The sequence below is a fragment of the Actinomadura sp. WAC 06369 genome (assembly GCF_003947565.1).
In the GTDB taxonomy this organism is placed as follows: domain Bacteria; phylum Actinomycetota; class Actinomycetes; order Streptosporangiales; family Streptosporangiaceae; genus Spirillospora; species Spirillospora rifamycini.
Genome location: NZ_QHJN01000004.1, coordinates 31183 through 46742 on the forward strand (window position 1 = coordinate 31183; position 15560 = coordinate 46742).

12 protein-coding genes are annotated in these 15560 nt (G+C 73.8%); 9 read left to right on the plus strand and 3 right to left on the minus strand.

All coding sequences use genetic code 11. The annotated features are described in order from the left end of the window. Positions 1-17 precede the first annotated feature (17 nt). Positions 18-641, plus strand: a complete 624-nt coding sequence (locus tag DMH08_RS02010; RefSeq protein WP_125611273.1) for a hypothetical protein — start codon at positions 18-20, stop codon at positions 639-641. 212 nt (positions 642-853) lie between these two features. Beyond that, positions 854-2149 carry an FAD-binding oxidoreductase gene (locus tag DMH08_RS02015; protein ID WP_125611275.1) on the plus strand — a complete coding sequence of 432 codons (1296 nt, stop codon included), beginning with the start codon at positions 854-856 and terminating at the stop codon, positions 2147-2149. Positions 2150-2190: 41 nt separating this feature from the next. Here DMH08_RS02015 and DMH08_RS02020 read toward each other — a convergent pair whose 3' ends face one another. After that, on the minus strand, positions 2191-2577 hold the full coding sequence (locus DMH08_RS02020; protein WP_026402974.1) for a DUF5319 domain-containing protein: 387 nt from the start codon (positions 2575-2577) through the stop codon (positions 2191-2193). Positions 2578-2820: 243 nt separating this feature from the next. Between DMH08_RS02020 and guaB the strand changes: the two genes are divergently transcribed. From guaB to glpD, 3 genes are all read left to right on the plus strand, one after another. Beyond that, positions 2821-4317 carry an IMP dehydrogenase gene (gene guaB, locus DMH08_RS02025; protein WP_026402975.1) on the plus strand — a complete coding sequence of 499 codons (1497 nt, stop codon included), beginning with the start codon at positions 2821-2823 and terminating at the stop codon, positions 4315-4317. 122 nt (positions 4318-4439) lie between these two features. After that, complete coding sequence (locus tag DMH08_RS02030) at positions 4440-5552, plus strand: GuaB3 family IMP dehydrogenase-related protein (RefSeq protein WP_026402976.1); 1113 nt, start codon at positions 4440-4442, stop codon at positions 5550-5552. Between the two features lie 167 nt (positions 5553-5719). Beyond that, positions 5720-7459: a glycerol-3-phosphate dehydrogenase gene (gene glpD, locus DMH08_RS02035; protein WP_034518355.1), complete on the plus strand. Its 1740-nt coding sequence runs from the start codon at positions 5720-5722 to the stop codon at positions 7457-7459. Positions 7460-7498: 39 nt separating this feature from the next. Here glpD and DMH08_RS02040 read toward each other — a convergent pair whose 3' ends face one another. Then, a complete protein-coding gene (locus DMH08_RS02040) occupies positions 7499-8200 on the minus strand; it encodes a TetR/AcrR family transcriptional regulator (protein WP_125611277.1) in 702 nt (233 codons plus the stop codon). A 267-nt stretch (positions 8201-8467) separates the two neighbouring features. Here DMH08_RS02040 and DMH08_RS02045 point away from each other — a divergent pair, with 267 nt between their 5' ends. Genes DMH08_RS02045 through DMH08_RS02055 form a run of 3 tightly spaced genes read left to right on the plus strand, consistent with a single transcriptional unit; the run spans position 8468 to position 12616 of the window. Next, positions 8468-10048, plus strand: a complete 1581-nt coding sequence (locus DMH08_RS02045) for a succinic semialdehyde dehydrogenase (protein ID WP_026402978.1) — start codon at positions 8468-8470, stop codon at positions 10046-10048. 15 nt (positions 10049-10063) lie between these two features. Further along, the gene (locus DMH08_RS02050) at positions 10064-11815 is read left to right on the plus strand and encodes an FAD-dependent oxidoreductase (protein ID WP_125611279.1); all 1752 of its coding nucleotides are present in this window, start codon (positions 10064-10066) and stop codon (positions 11813-11815) included. A 60-nt stretch (positions 11816-11875) separates the two neighbouring features. Then, a complete protein-coding gene (locus DMH08_RS02055) occupies positions 11876-12616 on the plus strand; it encodes a DNA alkylation repair protein (protein WP_125611281.1) in 741 nt (246 codons plus the stop codon). Positions 12617-12632: 16 nt separating this feature from the next. On the opposite strand, the gene DMH08_RS02060 is transcribed toward DMH08_RS02055, so the two are convergent. Beyond that, complete coding sequence (locus tag DMH08_RS02060) at positions 12633-13622, minus strand: zinc metalloprotease (RefSeq protein ID WP_051300802.1); 990 nt, start codon at positions 13620-13622, stop codon at positions 12633-12635. A gap of 264 nt (positions 13623-13886) precedes the next feature. Here DMH08_RS02060 and guaA point away from each other — a divergent pair, with 264 nt between their 5' ends. Then, entirely contained in the window at positions 13887-15461 is a 1575-nt protein-coding gene (gene guaA / locus DMH08_RS02065; RefSeq protein ID WP_125611283.1) for a glutamine-hydrolyzing GMP synthase, read from the plus strand. Positions 15462-15560: the final 99 nt, after the last annotated feature.

A 15560-nucleotide genomic window follows, 5' to 3' on the forward strand; every position in this document is an offset into this window, starting at 1 on the left:
ACGCCATCATCGACGCCATGGCGGCCCGGCGCGCTGCCGGCTCCGCTGACCGCGCCGCCCCGCCCGACGAGACCGACCCGGCCGTCCGGCTGCTGACCGCGCTGATCAGCGACGTCGAGGAACCGGCCCCGCCGGTCCCGGCGGGCCCCGGCCCGCGCCGCCGCGGGCCCCGCACCATCGTCGCGCTCGGCGTCGCGGGCGCCGTCCTCGCCAGCACCGGCGTCGCCGCGGCCGGCGGCGGCGTGTCGGACCGGTCGTCCGCGGTCGCGCCCCCGGTCCCCGGCGCCGCGGGCCCGGCCGATCCGCCGCGCGACGCCGACGACGCGGTCGCCGCCACCCACGCGCGTCCCGCGCCGCCCGACCCGCCGGTGCGGCGCCCGTCCGAGCGCGCCCGTCCGACCACGGCGGCGCCCGCGACGTCCGCGGCGCCCGACCGGGGCGTCCCCGAGCCCGTCGAGCGCGAGTTCAAAGAGCGGCTGGAGCGGTTCCTCGAGTCCCGCCCGGAGCCGGACGCGCGCCCGTCCCTGTCGCTGTCCCGCGAGGACGACGACCGCGACGGCGATGGCGACGCCGAGCCGCCCACGCTCCGCGAGCTGCGCGACCAGGCCCGCGAACGCTGGAAACGGTTCACCCGCGACTAGGCGGCGCGGGCTCGACCGCGCACGTTTCGTGGGAGCGGTGTAGCCCGCGCCCAGACCTTTACCGCGACCCCTGGCTGCGCGCTGCGTCCCCTCCGTCGGCCGAATTGACCCATTTTTCTGGCGTGGGATTGCACCCTGTGGCCGGTCTCTTCGCTCCCTAGCCTCGTAACTGGACACGGAAGATCCAGAACCGTCCAGAATCGAGGCCGACCATGAACGACCTGCGCACCGCCGTCCGGGGCCGCGTCCTGCTCCCCGGCGACCCCGGCTTCGACGCCGCCCGCCGCCCCTGGAACCTCGCCGTCGAGCAGCCCGCCGACGCCGTCGTCGAGGCCGCCGACGCCGACGACGTCGCCGCGCTCGTCCGGTACGCCCGCGCCACCGGGCGCACGATCACCACCCAGCCCGGCGGGCACGGCGCCACCGGCCGCACCGGCGGCGCGATCCTGCTGCGCACCGGACGCCTCGACGGCCTGCACGTCGACCCGTCCGCCCGCCGCGCCCGCGCCGGGGCCGGCGTCCAGTGGGGCCGCGTCCAGGCGGCCGCCGCGCCGCACGGCCTCACCGGCCTGCCCGGCAGCTCCCCCGTCGTCAGCGTCACCGGCTACACCCTCGGCGGCGGCCTCAGCTGGTTCGGCCGCGCGCACGGCTGGGCCGCCGACTCCGTCACCGCGTTCGACGTCGTCGACGCCGCGGGCACCGCCCGCCGCGTCACCGCCGGCGACGACCTCTTCTGGGCGCTGCGCGGCGGCGGCGGCGACTACGCGATCGTCACCGCCGTCGAGTTCGACCTGCACCCCGCCCCCGCCCTGTACGGCGGCCGGATGCTGTGGAGCGGCGACCGCGCCCCCGAGGTCCTCGCCGCCTACCGGGAGGTCACCGCCGCCGCGCCCGACCGGCTCACCGCCTGGCTCGACCTCCTGCACTTCCCCGGCTCCGACCCGCTCGTCGCCGTGGACGTCACCTACCTCGGCGACGAGGCCGAGGCCCGCGACCTGCTGCGCCCCCTCGACGCCGCCGGCGCCCCGCTGTCGGACGGCCGCCGCCCCATGACGCCGGCCGAACTCGGCCCGATCACCGCCGAACCCACCGACCCGGGCGCCGGGATCTCCCGCGGCGAACTCCTCACCGACCTCGACGACCTCGCCGCGAAGATCCTCCTGGAGCCGATCGCCCCGCTCATGAGCGTGCAGGTCCGGCACCTCGGCGGCGCGTTCGCCCGCCCGTCCGACGGCCCGCACGGCCCCCTGGACGAGCCCTACTCGCTCTACCTGTTCGGCGTGCCGACCGGCCCCGGGTCGTCCGCCGCCGTCACCGCGAAGCAGCGCGACCTCGCCGAAGCGCTCGCCCCGCGCCTGTCCGGCCGCAAGCCCTTCACGTACCTGAACCCGGCGGAGACGGCCGCGGACGCCTTCGCCCCCGCGGCCCTCGCCCGCCTGCGGTCGGTCAAGCGGGCCCACGACCCCGAGGGGGTCTTCCGCAGCAACCACCCCGTCCTCCCGGAGTGACGCGGGCCATGCGGCCGTCCGGTGGGGGCGGGGGCGCGGGATCAGTCGTCGCGGCCCTCTTCGCTGTCGATGACGCCGTCGACGTAGCCGCGGGCGTACTCCCACGACACGTAGTCGACCGGGTCCGGGGAGAGGGCCGGCTCGTGGACGCGGGGAAGGCCCTCGTCGAGGAGGTGGCGCAGGTTGCCGTGCAGGAGTTCCCAGTCGATGTAGTGCGGCTTGCCGCAGTCGCCGCAGTCGACCGTGAGCCCGCGGACGCCCAGGGGCTCGAGGAGGGTGCGGAAGACTTCGAGGTCGGCGAGGTCGGCCAGGACGTCCTCGCGTTCGGTCACGCTGAGCGGGGCGGCGTCCTCGCCCGGGTCGCCGAGCGACGCCGCCGGGTCGTCCGGATCTCCGGCGAACGGGTCGAGCGGAGCGTCGTCGTGCACACTCCCACGCTACTGGTAGAGGCCCGGTGAGGTGCACCCCCCGGCGGGCGGTGCGTCGAAACGGTCGCGTGGCGGGGCGGTACGCGGGGGAATGTCGGTGCGGGGCGCGGTTGTTGTGCGGTGTCATCAAGCCCACTCGGGGACCGTCCCCAACCGCCCCTCGCGGCGCGGACGCACGCCCTACCATGGGTACAGGGTCGCCCTGACCTGGCCGGACACCGCCACCACGATCGGAAGGTCGCAATGAACCCCGCCGCCGAGCCCGCCAAGTTCCTCCCCCAGGGCCTCACCTTCGACGACGTCCTGCTGCTCCCCGGGTACTCCGACCTGCAGCCGGGCGAGGCCGACACGACGACGCGGCTGACCCGGGAGATCTCGCTGCGCATCCCCCTGCTGTCGGCGGCGATGGACACGGTGACCGAGGCCCGGACGGCGGTCGCGATGGCGCGGCAGGGCGGCATCGGGGTGCTGCATCGCAACATGCCGATCGAGGAGCAGGCCGACCAGGCCGACCGGGTGAAGCGGTCCGAGGCCGGGATGATCACCAAGCCGGTGACGTGCCTGCCGGACGCCACGCTCGCCGACGTCGAGGAGCTGTGCGCCCGCTACCGGATCTCCGGGGTGCCGGTCACCGACGTGCGGGGCGTGCTGGTCGGCATCGTCACCAACCGGGACATGCGCTTCGAGTCCGACCCGTCGCGCCCGGTGCGCGAGGTCATGACGGCGATGCCGCTGGTCACCGCGCCGGTGGACGTGACGCGGGACGAGGCGTTCGCGCTGCTCGCGGGCAACAAGGTCGAGAAGCTGCCGCTGGTCGACGGCGACGGCCGGCTCAAGGGCCTGATCACCACCAAGGACTTCACCAAGAGCGAGAAGTACCCCCACTCGACCAAGGACGCGGACGGGCGCCTGCTGGTGGCGGCGGCCGTGGGCGTGGGCGAGGACGCGGTGACGCGGGCGCGGGCGCTCATCGAGGCGGGCACGGACGTGGTCATCGTCGACACCGCGCACGGGCACTCCAAGGGCGTCGCGGACACGATCGCGGCGATCAAGGGCGGCTCGCGGGTGCAGGTCGTCGGCGGCAACGTCGCGACGTACGCGGGCGCGAAGCTGCTGGTCGAGGCCGGGGCGGACGCCGTCAAGGTGGGCGTCGGGCCGGGCTCGATCTGCACCACGCGGATCATCGCGGGCGTCGGCGTCCCGCAGCTCACGGCGATCTCCGAGGCGGCGCGGGCGGCGAAGGAGGCGGGCGTCCCGGTGATCGGGGACGGCGGCATCCAGTACTCCGGCGACATCGCGAAGGCGATCGTCGCGGGCGCCGACACGGTGATGCTCGGCAGCCTGCTGGCGGGCATCGAGGAGTCGCCCGGCGAGCTGATCTTCGTGCACGGCAAGCAGTACAAGTCGTACCGGGGCATGGGGTCGCTCGGCGCGATGCGCAACCGGGAGCGGGGCGGCTCGTTCTCCAAGGACCGGTACGCGCAGGCCGACGTGAGCAGCGAGGAGAAGCTGATCCCGGAGGGCGTCGAGGGGCAGGTGCCGTACCGGGGGCCGCTCGCGAACGTCGCGCACCAGCTCGTCGGCGGGCTGCACCAGTCGATGTGGTACGCCGGGACCCGGACGATCCCCGAGCTGCAGGAACGCGGGCAGCTCATGCGGATCAGCCCGGCGGGGCTGCGGGAGAGCCACCCGCACGACATCCAGATGACGGTCGAGGCGCCGAACTACCAGGGGCGCTGACCCCCCAGGGGCGTCCTGGCCCTGTCCTGGGCTGACGTAAGCTCTTCCGGGGCTTGTTTCCGCAGCGCGCGGGAACGCCCTGGACGTCCCGTGACCAGAGGAAGGGCGCAGTGGCCGCAGACGTGGAGATCGGCGCCGGCAAGAGCGGCCGGCGGGCGTACGCCTTCGACGACATCGGCATCGTGCCGTCCCGCCGGACGCGCGATCCGGAGGAGGTCAGCGTCGCCTGGCAGATCGACGCCTACCGGTTCGAGATGCCGCTGGTCGTGGCGCCGATGGACAGCGTCGTCAGCCCGGCCACCGCGATCGCGGTGGGGCGGCTCGGCGGGCTCGCCGTGCTCGACCTCGAAGGGCTGTGGACGCGGTACGAGAACCCGGAGCCGCTGCTCGCCGAGATCGCGTCGCTGGACGACGCCCGCGCGACCCGGCGGCTCCAGGACATCTACAACGAGCCGATCAAGGCGGAGCTGATCGGCCGCCGGATCGAGGAGGTCCGGGAGGCCGGGGTGACGGTCGCGGCGCGGCTGTCGCCGCAGCGCACCGCGCAGTTCCACCGGACGGTCATCGACGCGGGCGTCGACCTGTTCGTCATCCGCGGCACCACCGTGTCGGCGGAGCACGTGTCGGGGCGCGCGGAGCCGCTGAACCTCAAGCAGTTCATCTACGACCTGGACGTCCCGGTCATCGTGGGCGGCTGCTCCACGTACACGGCGGCGCTGCACCTGATGCGGACGGGCGCCGCGGGCGTCCTCGTGGGGTTCGGCGGCGGGTCGGGGCACACGACCCGCACGGTGCTGGGCGTGGCGGTGCCGATGGCGACGGCCGTCGCGGACGTGGCGGCGGCGCGCCGCGACTACCTGGACGAGTCGGGCGGCCGGTACGTGCACGTGATCGCGGACGGCGGCATGGTGAACAGCGGCGACATCGCGAAGGCGTTCGCGTGCGGTTCGGACGCGGTGATGGTGGGCTCGCCGTTCGCGCGGGCCACCGAGGCGCCGGGGCGCGGCTACCACTGGGGCAGCGAGGCGCACCACCCGGACATCCCGCGCGGCACCCGGCTGGAGGTCGGGACGATCGGGACGATGGAGCAGATCCTGCACGGCCCGTCGCACGTCGCGGACGGGTCGATGAACCTGATCGGGGCGCTGCGGCGCGCGATGGCGACGTCCGGGTACACGGAGCTGAAGGAGTTCCAGCGGGTGCAGGTGGTCGTGGCGCCGCGCCGCGGCGACTGAACCGGGTACTTTCCGGAAGCCCCGGGCCCGTGCGGGTCCGGGGCTTCCGCGCGTCCGGCGATCTGAGACCAGACACACCAGGGGAATCGGCCGATTCCGGGGTAGGTCCGTACCTACTGTGGGGTAGGTACTTGGCGTAGTCGATCCGTGTGTGGGGGGAATGTGCGATGACGGGATCACCGGTGACCGGCCTGGGCAGTTCGCGGCTGGGGCCCGCCGAGCGGGCCGCCGCCCTCGACCGCATGGCGCGCGAGGAATTCGACGTGGTGGTGGTCGGCGGGGGCATCGTGGGCGCCGGGGCGGCGCTGGACGCGGCGACGCGGGGGCTGTCGGTCGCGGTGGTCGAGGCGCGCGACTTCGCGTCGGGGACGTCGTCGCGGTCGTCGAAGCTGATCCACGGGGGATTGCGGTACCTGGAGCAGTACAACTTCGACCTGGTCCGCGAGGCGCTGACCGAGCGCGGCCTGCTCCTGCAGATCATCGCGCCGCACCTGGTGCGGCCCGTCCCGTTCCTCCTGCCGACGACCCACCGCGCGTGGGAGCGGGCGTACATCGGGGCGGGCGTGGCGCTGTACGACGCGCTCGCGTTCCAGATGGGCAGCACGCGGGGCGTCCCGCACCACCGGCACCTGACCCGGAAGGGCGCGCTGCGGCTGGCGCCCTCGCTGCGCAAGGACTCGTTCACCGGGGCGATCCAGCTGTGGGACGCGCAGGTGGACGACGCCCGGTTCGTCATGACGGCGCTGCGGACGGCCGCGGAGTACGGGGCGCAGATCGCGTCGCGCGTCCAGTGCGTCGGGTTCCTGCGGGAGGGGGAGCGCGTCACCGGGCTGCGGGTCCGCGACCTGGAGGCGAACACGACGGCGGAGGTCCGCGCGAAGCAGGTCGTGAACGCGACCGGGGTGTGGACGGACGACATCCAGGAGCTGGTGGGCGGCCGCGGGCAGATCCACGTGAAGGCGTCCAAGGGCATCCACCTGGTGGTGCCGAAGGACCGCATCCACTCGTCCACGGGCATCCTGCTGCGCACGGAGAAGTCGGTGCTGTTCGTGATCCCGTGGGGGCGGCACTGGATCATCGGGACGACCGACACCGCGTGGGACCTCGACAAGGCGCACCCGGCGGCGTCCCAGGCCGACATCGACTACGTGCTCGAACACGTCAACTCCGTCCTGACCACACCGCTCACGCATGACGACGTGGAGGGCGTGTACGCGGGTCTGCGCCCGCTGCTGACGGGGGAGACGGACGAGACGTCGAAGCTGTCGCGCGAGCACGTGGTGGCGCACCCGGTGCCGGGGCTGGTCCTGGTCGCGGGCGGGAAGTACACGACGTACCGGGTGATGGCGAAGGACGCGATCGACGCGGTGGCGCACGGGCTGGACGGCAAGGTCGCCGAGTCGTGCACGGACCGGATCCCGCTCGTCGGCGGCGACGGCTTCCAGGCGATGTGGAACGCGCGGCACCGGCTGGCGAGCCGGTCGGGCCTGCACGTGGCGCGGATCGAGCACCTGCTGCGCCGGTACGGCACGCTGGTGGACGACCTGCTGCGGCTGATCGCGGAGAAGCCCGACCTGGGCAAGCCGCTGGCGGGCGCGGACGACTACCTGCGCGCGGAGGTCGTCTACGCCGCGTCGCACGAGGGCGCCCGGCACCTCAACGACGTCCTGGCGCGGCGGACCCGGATCTCGATCGAGACGTGGGACCGCGGCGTCGGGGTCGCGCAGGAGGCCGCCGACCTGCTGGCGCCGGTGCTCGGCTGGTCGAAGAAGCAGCGCGACCGGGAGATCGAGTACTACCGCAAGCGGGTGGAGGCGGAGCGCGCCTCGCAGACGCAGGTCGACGACCAGGAGGCCGACGCGCACCGCCGCGGCGCGCCCGACATCGTCCCGACCGCCACCCCGTAACCGGGCGCCGGGCGGTGCTCGCTCGTCCGTGCTCGCCCGTCAGTGCGCGTCCGTCAGTGCGCCGGTGCTCTCCGCCGCGTCCGGGCGGACGAGCGCGCGGGCGGCGTCGTAGAGGCCGGCGGGCACCCGGGCCGGGTCGAGGAGGTGCTGGAACGCGAGGCCGACGTCGAGCGCGACGGCGAGCGCGGCGCGGTCGTCCGGGGCGATGCCGTCGCGTTCGGGCAGGTCGCGGGCCAGCCGGGCGCGGCGCTCGGCGTACCAGTCGGCGATCCGCCAGCCGGCGGCGTAGTCGCGCATGCCGTAGAGCCAGAACTCGACGAGGAGGAGGGCGATGCGGCGGGCGGCGTCCGGCGGTTCGGGGGACGGGCGGACGCGCCCGGCGCGGCCGCCCGCGTCCGGTTCGGGCAGGGCGGGCCGGGCGGCGTCGGGGGCGAGGTCGTCGCGCAGCTCGGTGCCGAGGCGGTCGCTGGTGAAGCGTTCCAGCAGGGCGAGCAGCAGGTCGGTCTTGCCGGTGAAGTTCGAGTAGACGGCGCCCTTGGTGAGCCCGGCGGCCGCGGCGACGTCGTCGAGGGACGCGCCGTGGATGCCGTGCTCGGCCCACAGGCGCTCGGCGGCGGCGAGGAGGGCGTCGCGGGTCTGCTCGCGGCGCTCGCGCCGGGCGGCGGGGCCGCCGCCGGCCCGGTGCCGCGGGGCGCCGTTCGCGGTGTCCGCGGACGGGTCGTCGCCGTGGGCGTCGGTCATGGGGTGGGTTCCCTTCGCGTGGGGGGCGCGTCGGCTCTATCTGTCCTGTCGGCTCTGTCGGTTCTGTCCGTGCCGTCTCCGCCGCTTCGTGCCAGTCGGCTCTGGCTTCGTCGGCGCCGCCTTTTCGGAATACACCGGTCGAGCATGGTCAGTCCGGGAGTTGCGGAAGTCCGCGCCGGTTGGAACGGTCCGTTCGGGTGGGCGCCGCGTGAAATCGCCGTTACTTGCGGGTAGCAAAAATGGCCGGGCGGTCATACCCTCTTCTGCATGGCATCTCCGACGGTCCGTGCCGACGGTGCGGCGGCGCACGAACTCCCCTCGAACCTCCTCGACCGGCTGGTCGCGCGCGTGGCGTCGGACGGCGCCGAGTCCGCGACGATCCCGGCCCCCTTCACCGGCAAGCCGCTGGCGACCGTCCCGCTGTCCACGGCCGGCGACGTCCGCCGCGCGCACGAGCGGGCCCGCGCCGCCCAGCGGGCGTGGGCGGCGCTGCCCGTCCGCGAGCGGGTCAAGCCGTTCCTGCGGCTCGCGGACGCGCTGGTGGCGCGGCGGGAGGAGATCCTCGACGTCATCCAGCTCGAGACCGGGAAGGCCCGGCGGCACGCGCTGGAGGAGTTCCTCGACGTGGCGCTGTGCTCGCTGTACTACGCCCGGCGCGCCGGGAAGCTGCTGAAGCCGCAGCGCAGGCAGGGCATGATGCCGGGGCTGACCCGCGTCCAGGAGCTGCGGCACCCGAAGGGCGTCGTCGCGCTGATCGCCCCCTGGAACTACCCGTTCGCGCTCGGCGCCAGCGACATCGCGCCCGCGATCATGGCGGGCAACGCGGTCGTCCACAAGCCCGACACCCAGACGTGCCTGTCCAGCCTGTGGGTGCTCGACCTGCTGGTCGAGCTGGGGCTGCCGGAGGACGTGTGGCAGATCGTCGTCGGCGACCCGGCGGAGATCGGCGACCCGCTGATCGGCGAGGCCGACTACGTGTCGTTCACCGGCTCCACCCGCGGCGGCACGGCCATCGCGGAGAAGGTCGCGCCGCGCCTGGTCGGGTACTCGCTGGAGCTCGGCGGCAAGAACCCGATGATCGTCAGGGCGGACGCCGACGTCGAGCGGACCGCGCGCGGCGCCCTCCGGGCCTGCTTCACCAACGCGGGCCAGCTGTGCATCTCCATCGAGCGCATGTACGTGCACGAGGACGTGTACGACCGGTTCGTCCCGCGGCTCGCCGAACTCGTCTCGGCCATGAAGCTCGGCACCGGGCTCGACTTCGACGCCGAGATGGGCTCGCTCACCCACGAGCGGCAGCTCGCGGCCGTCACCCGGCACGTGGACCAGGCCGTCGAGGCGGGCGCGACCGTCCTCGCGGGCGGGAAGGCCCGGCCGGACGTCGGCCCCCTGTTCTTCGAGCCCACGCTGCTCACCGACGTCACCACCGACATGGACCTGTGCGCGAACGAGACGTTCGGCCCGGTCGTGTCGATCTACAAGTACCGGGACGAGGACGAGGTCGTCGAGCGCGCCAACGACACCCCGTACGGGCTCAACGCGTCGATCTGGACGAAGGACGTCGCCGCGGGCCGCCGCCTCGCCGCCCGGATCCAGGCCGGCACCGTCAACATCAACGACGGGTACGGCGCCGCCTACGCGTCCTACGACTCGCCGATGGGCGGCATGAAGCAGTCCGGGGTCGGCCGCCGGCACGGCGCCGAGGGCCTGCTCAAGTTCACCGAGGTCCAGACGGTCGCCAGCCAGCACTACATGGACCTCGAACCGCCCGGAAGCATCGGCTACGACACCTTCGCCGGGTTCATGGCGAACGGGATCAAGCTGATGAAGAAGTTCCGGATCAAGTAAGGGCCACGAGCGCGAGTGAAGCACGACTACGACGTCCTGGTCATCGGGTCGGGGTTCGGCGGCAGCGTCACCGCGCTGCGGCTGACGGAGAAGGGCTACAAGGTCGGGGTGATCGAGGCGGGCCGCCGCTTCGACACGAACCCGTCCGGGGCGCCCGGCTCCCGCTACCCCGCCCTGCCGAAGACGAACTGGCGCGTCGCCCGCTACCTGTGGGCGCCCGCGCTCGGCCTCACCGGCATCCAGCGGCTGCACCTCATCCGCGGGACGAAGCAGAGCCGCGTCCTCGTCATGGCGGGGGCGGGCGTCGGCGGCGGGTCGCTCAACTACGCCAACACGCTGTACGTGCCGCCGGAGCCGTTCTTCAAGGACCGGCAGTGGGCGCACATCACCGACTGGCAGGACGAGCTCGCCCCGCACTACGAGCAGGCGCGCCGGATGCTCGGCGTCGTGCAGAACACCACCACGACCGCCGCCGACGAGGTGATCCGCCGGGTCGCCGACCGGATGGGCAAGGGCCACACGTTCGTCAAGACGCCCGTCGGGGTCTTCTTCGGGCGCGGCGCCGGGATCGAGAGCGCCGACCCCTACTTCGGCGGCGCCGGGCCGCGCCGCCGCGGCTGCCTCGAATGCGGCGAGTGCATGGTCGGCTGCCGGCACGGCGCCAAGAACATGCTCACCGAGAACTACCTGTACCTCGCCGAGAAGGCCGGGGCCCGGGTGATGCCGCTCAGCCGCGTCACCGAGGTCGCCCCCGCCGAGGGCGGCGGGTACGCGGTCGAGATCGTCCGGACCGGCTCGTTCGGCCGCAACCGCAAGGTCCTCACCGCCGGGCAGGTCGTGTTCGCCGCCGGCACCTACGGCACCCAGAAGCTCCTGCACAAGCTCAAGTCGACCGGGCGGCTGCCGCGCGTGTCCGACCGGCTCGGCGCCCTCACCCGCACCAACTCCGAGGCGATCCTCGGCGGCGGGCGGCCGAACGGGAAGCCGGGCCCCGACTACTCCCGGGGCGTCGCGATCACCTCGTCGTTCCATCCCGCCCCGGACACGCACGTCGAACCCGTCCGGTACGGGCGTGGCTCGAACCTGCTCGCCGGCCTGCAGACGCTCCTCGTCGACGGCGACCGGCCCGGCGAGCCGCACGTCCCGCGCTTCCGCAAGTTCCTCCGCGAGGTCGCCCGCAGGCCCCGCGACCTGGTGCAGCTGTTCGACGTCCGGCACTGGTCCGAGCGGACCGTCATCGCGCTCGTCATGCAGACCCGCGACAACTCGATCACCCTGTCGCCGAAGAAGGGCCCGTTCGGCTGGGACGTCCGCGCCGCCGCCGGGCACGGCGAGCCCAACCCCACGTGGATCCCGGAGGGGCACGAGGCGACCCGGCTGATCGGCGAGGAGGTCGGCGGCCTCGCCGGCGGCACCTGGGGCGACCTGTTCGACGTCCCGATGACCGCGCACTTCCTCGGCGGCTGCGCGATCGGCGACTCGCCCGCCACCGGCGTCATCGACCCCTACCACCGCGTCTACGGGCACCCCGGCCTGCACGTCGTGGACGGCTCGGCCGTCTCGGCGAACCTCGGCGTCAACCCGTCCCTGACGATCACCGCGCAGGCCGAGCGGGCCATGTCGCTGTGGCCGAACCGGGGCGAGCCCGACCCGCGCCCCGAACTCGGCGACGCCTACCGCCGCGTCGGCGCCGTCGCGCCGAAGAACCCGGTCGTCCCGGCGGACGCGCCCGCCGCGCTGCGGCTGCCGATCGTGGACGTGCGCTGACCGTCCCCCGATCGCGGAGGCGCGTCCCGGACGTCCGACCGCGGGCGTAGCGTGGCGCGCATGGACGTCGAAGGGGAGGTCGCGCGGATCCTCGCGGAGCTGCGCGACCGGGCCGACCCGGTGCGGGCGGAGAGCGAGCGGCGGTACCTGCGGAGCGCGTTCGTCCACATCGGCGTGCCCGTCCCGGCGCTCCGCAAGGTCGCCGTGTCCGCCGTGCGGACGCCGCCCCCGCGCGGCGACCTGCTCGCCCTCGCCGCCGCCCTCTGGACGGTCGAGGACGCGGGGCGGCCGGTGCACGAGGCCCGCATGGCGGCCGTCGAGGTGCTGGTCAGGCGGGTCGCGCTCCTCGACGCCCGCGACGTCCCGGTCGCCGAGCGGATGATCCGCGACTCGTCGAGCTGGGTGTACGTCGACAACCTCGCCGAACGCGTCGTGGGCGCGCTCGTCCTGCGGACGCCCGGCCTCGCCCCCGTCCTGGACGCCTGGGCGGCCGACGACCGCATGTGGATCCGCCGGTCGGCGCTGCTCGCGCTGCTGCCCGGCGTCCGGACCGGCGCGCCCGACCTCGCCCGCATCGACCGGTTCGGCGGCGCGCTGGCGGGCGAGACGGAGTTCTTCATCCGCAAGGCGCTCGGCTGGGTGCTGCGCGAGCAGTCGAAGAAGGACCCCGCGTGGGTCGTGCGCTGGGTGGAGGCGCACCTCGGGGAAATCTCGGGCGTGACGTTCCGCGAGGCCGTCCGCCGCCTGCCCGAGGGCGACGCCGCCCGGCTCACGGACGCCTACAAGGCGCGCCCCCGGTAGCCGGGCCCGTCCGGCGTCAGCGCCGGTAGGCCGCCCACACCTTGTGCATGCGGTCGCCCTGCCCCCGGGTGAACGACGACATGCAGGTGTCGTAGCTGTAGTTCATGAAGTTGTGGATCGGGTCGTTGCCGGGCTGCGGGCAGGTGTCCTTGCCCTCCGGGCACCCGTTGGACGGGTCGCGCTCCGGCGGGGTGTCGGCCACCCGGTCGCCCTGGCCGCCGCAGCCGTCCTGGAACGTGTGGTACAGCCCGAGCCAGTGCCCCACCTCGTGCGTCGCGCTGAACCCGCGGTTGAACTGGTCGATGTGGCCGCCCGGCATGCTGCCGTAGTGGATCGTGACGCCGTCCATCGCCGGGTCGTCCCGGTACTTCCACGGGAACGTCGACCAGCCGAGCAGGTCGCCCTCGATGTACGCGCTGTACAGGTTCAGCGTGCCCTTGCCGCCCTTGCGCAGCCGCGGCTTGTACGACCCCTCGTACTGCTCCGGGTACCGGTACCAGGCCGCGTTGTCGGACCGGGTGATGCCCTGCAGCCGGAACGACACGCTGGTGTCGTCGCCGCCGTACCGGCCGCCGTAGGCGTCGTTCATCACCTTGATCTGCCGCCTGACCGCGGCGCTCGACACGTTGCCGCGCGTCCCGTCGTGCAGAACGTGGAAGTACACGGGCACCGTGAACCGCTTCGCCGCCCGCCGCTCGGCCGGGTTCGCCTCCCGCGGCTCCTTCGGGCCGAGCGTCAGCCCGAGCCCGTCCAGGATCCGGTCGAGGTCCGACTCGACGGACGCCGACTCCGCCGGGCTCAGCTCCGCGTGGTCCTTGTGCCCGCCGTGGTCGCCGTGCCCGTTCGGGCCGGGCCGCATCCGCGCCGCCGCCGGAGCGCAGTCGTCCCGGACGGCCTCGCGCTGCCCGGCGGCGAGCCCGGCCGGAGCGGCGGCGCCGCCGGCGGGGGCTGCGGGGACGGCGGGAACCAGGGCGGTGAGCAGGGCGGCGGCGGTCAGCAGCTTCACGGCACTCCTACAGGGGCGGGCGCGGACGGGCGGCATGCGAACACAATGCGTCATCAACAGGTATCAGAGTGAAGTCATCGTGCGTGTGTGATCCAGGTAAACGGATGCCGACCGTTACCGTGCGCGTCCGGTCCGTCAACCCGGCCTCCGCCCGTCCACGGGAGAGGCCGCAGGGACGGGACGGGCGCGGTGCGCGGGCGCGGGCATCGGCGCAGGCCGGGGCCCGTAGACTGGGAAGTCCTTCCGGCCGTGGGAAAGGCGTATTTGTTGGTGGCCGCAGACCAGTCCTTCGACACCGTTCTCGTCGTCGACTTCGGCGCGCAGTACGCGCAGCTCATCGCGCGACGCGTCCGCGAATGTCACGTGTTCAGCGAGATCGTGCCGTCCACGATGCCCGCCGCGGAGATGCTCGCGAAGCGGCCCAAGGCGATCATCCTGTCCGGCGGGCCCGCCTCGGTCTACGAGGACGGCGCCCCCGCCGTCCCCGACGGCCTGTTCGACCTCGGCGTCCCCACCTTCGGGATCTGCTACGGCCACCAGGTGATGGCCCGCGCCCTCGGCGGCACCGTGGAGAACTCGCACGTCGCCGAGTACGGCGGCGCGACCGTCGCCGTCACCGCGCCCGGGATGCTGTTCGCCGGGCTGCCCGCCGAGCAGGCCGTCTGGATGTCGCACCGCGACTTCGTCAGCCGCGCCCCCGACGGCTTCACCGTCACCGCCAGCACCGACGTCACCCCGGTCGCCGGCATGGAGGACCGCGAGCGCGGCTTCTTCGGCGTCCAGTTCCACCCCGAGGTGCTGCACACCGAGCACGGGATGGAGATCCTGCGCCGCTTCCTCTACGAGGGCGCCGGCTGCCGCCCCACCTGGACGATGGTCAACATCGCCGAGGACTCGATCGAGGACGTCCGCGCCCGGGTCGCCGGCAAGCGCGCGATCTGCGCGCTGTCGGGCGGCGTCGACTCCGCCGTCGCGGGCGCGCTCGTCCAGCGCGCCATCGGCGACCGGCTGACCTGCGTGTTCGTCGACCACGGGCTGCTGCGCAAGGGCGAGGCCGAGCAGGTCGAGAAGGACTTCGTCGCCGCGACCGGCGTGAACCTGCACGTCGTCGACGCGCAGGACCGCTTCCTCGCGGCCCTGGACGGCGTCTCCGACCCCGAGCAGAAGCGCAAGATCATCGGGCGCGAGTTCATCCGCGTGTTCGAGGAGGCCGCGCGCGAGATCGTCGGCGAGGACGCCCCCGAACCGGTCGAGTTCCTCGTGCAGGGCACCCTCTACCCGGACGTCGTCGAGTCCGGCGGCGGCACCGGCGCGGCGAACATCAAGTCGCACCACAACGTCGGCGGCCTCCCCGAGGACCTCCAGTTCAAGCTGGTCGAGCCGCTCCGCACCCTGTTCAAGGACGAGGTCCGGGCGCTCGGCGAGCAGCTCGGGCTGCCCCCCGAGATGGTGTGGCGGCAGCCGTTCCCCGGCCCCGGCCTCGCCATCCGCATCGTCGGCGCCGTCACCCGCGAGCGCCTGGAGATCCTGCGCGACGCCGACGCGATCGCCCGCGAGGAGCTCACCCGCGCCGGGCTCGACCGCGACGTCTGGCAGTTCCCGGTCGTCCTGCTGGCCGACGTCCGCTCGGTCGGCGTCCAGGGCGACGGCCGCACCTACGGGCACCCGATCGTGCTGCGGCCGGTGACCAGCGAGGACGCCATGACGGCCGACTGGGCGCGGCTGCCCTACGACCTCCTGCAGCGGATCTCCACCCGGATCACCAACGAGGTCCGCGAGATCAACCGCGTCACCGTCGACATCACCTCCAAGCCCCCGGGCACCATCGAGTGGGAGTGACCGTTCCTCGGCAGGGTCCGGAAGCGGCATGTGACGCCGCCGCGGATCAGCGGTCGGCGCTGCCGGGACGCGGTCGGTAACCGGCGGCCGAAGCCCCGG

Excerpts from the sequence above, each read along its gene's own strand:
- DMH08_RS02040 (WP_125611277.1), bottom strand. The coding sequence starts at position 8,200 with ATGACCGACGCCCACGGCGACGACCCGTCCGCGGACACCGCGAACGGC.
- glpD (WP_034518355.1), top strand. The coding sequence starts at position 5,720 with ATGACGGGATCACCGGTGACCGGCCTGGGCAGTTCGCGGCTGGGGCCC.
- DMH08_RS02015 (WP_125611275.1), top strand. The coding sequence starts at position 854 with ATGAACGACCTGCGCACCGCCGTCCGGGGCCGCGTCCTGCTCCCCGGC.
- DMH08_RS02055 (WP_125611281.1), top strand. The coding sequence starts at position 11,876 with ATGGACGTCGAAGGGGAGGTCGCGCGGATCCTCGCGGAGCTGCGCGAC.
- DMH08_RS02010 (WP_125611273.1), top strand. The coding sequence starts at position 18 with ATGGCGGCCCGGCGCGCTGCCGGCTCCGCTGACCGCGCCGCCCCGCCC.
- guaB (WP_026402975.1), top strand. The coding sequence starts at position 2,821 with ATGAACCCCGCCGCCGAGCCCGCCAAGTTCCTCCCCCAGGGCCTCACC.
- DMH08_RS02045 (WP_026402978.1), top strand. The coding sequence starts at position 8,468 with ATGGCATCTCCGACGGTCCGTGCCGACGGTGCGGCGGCGCACGAACTC.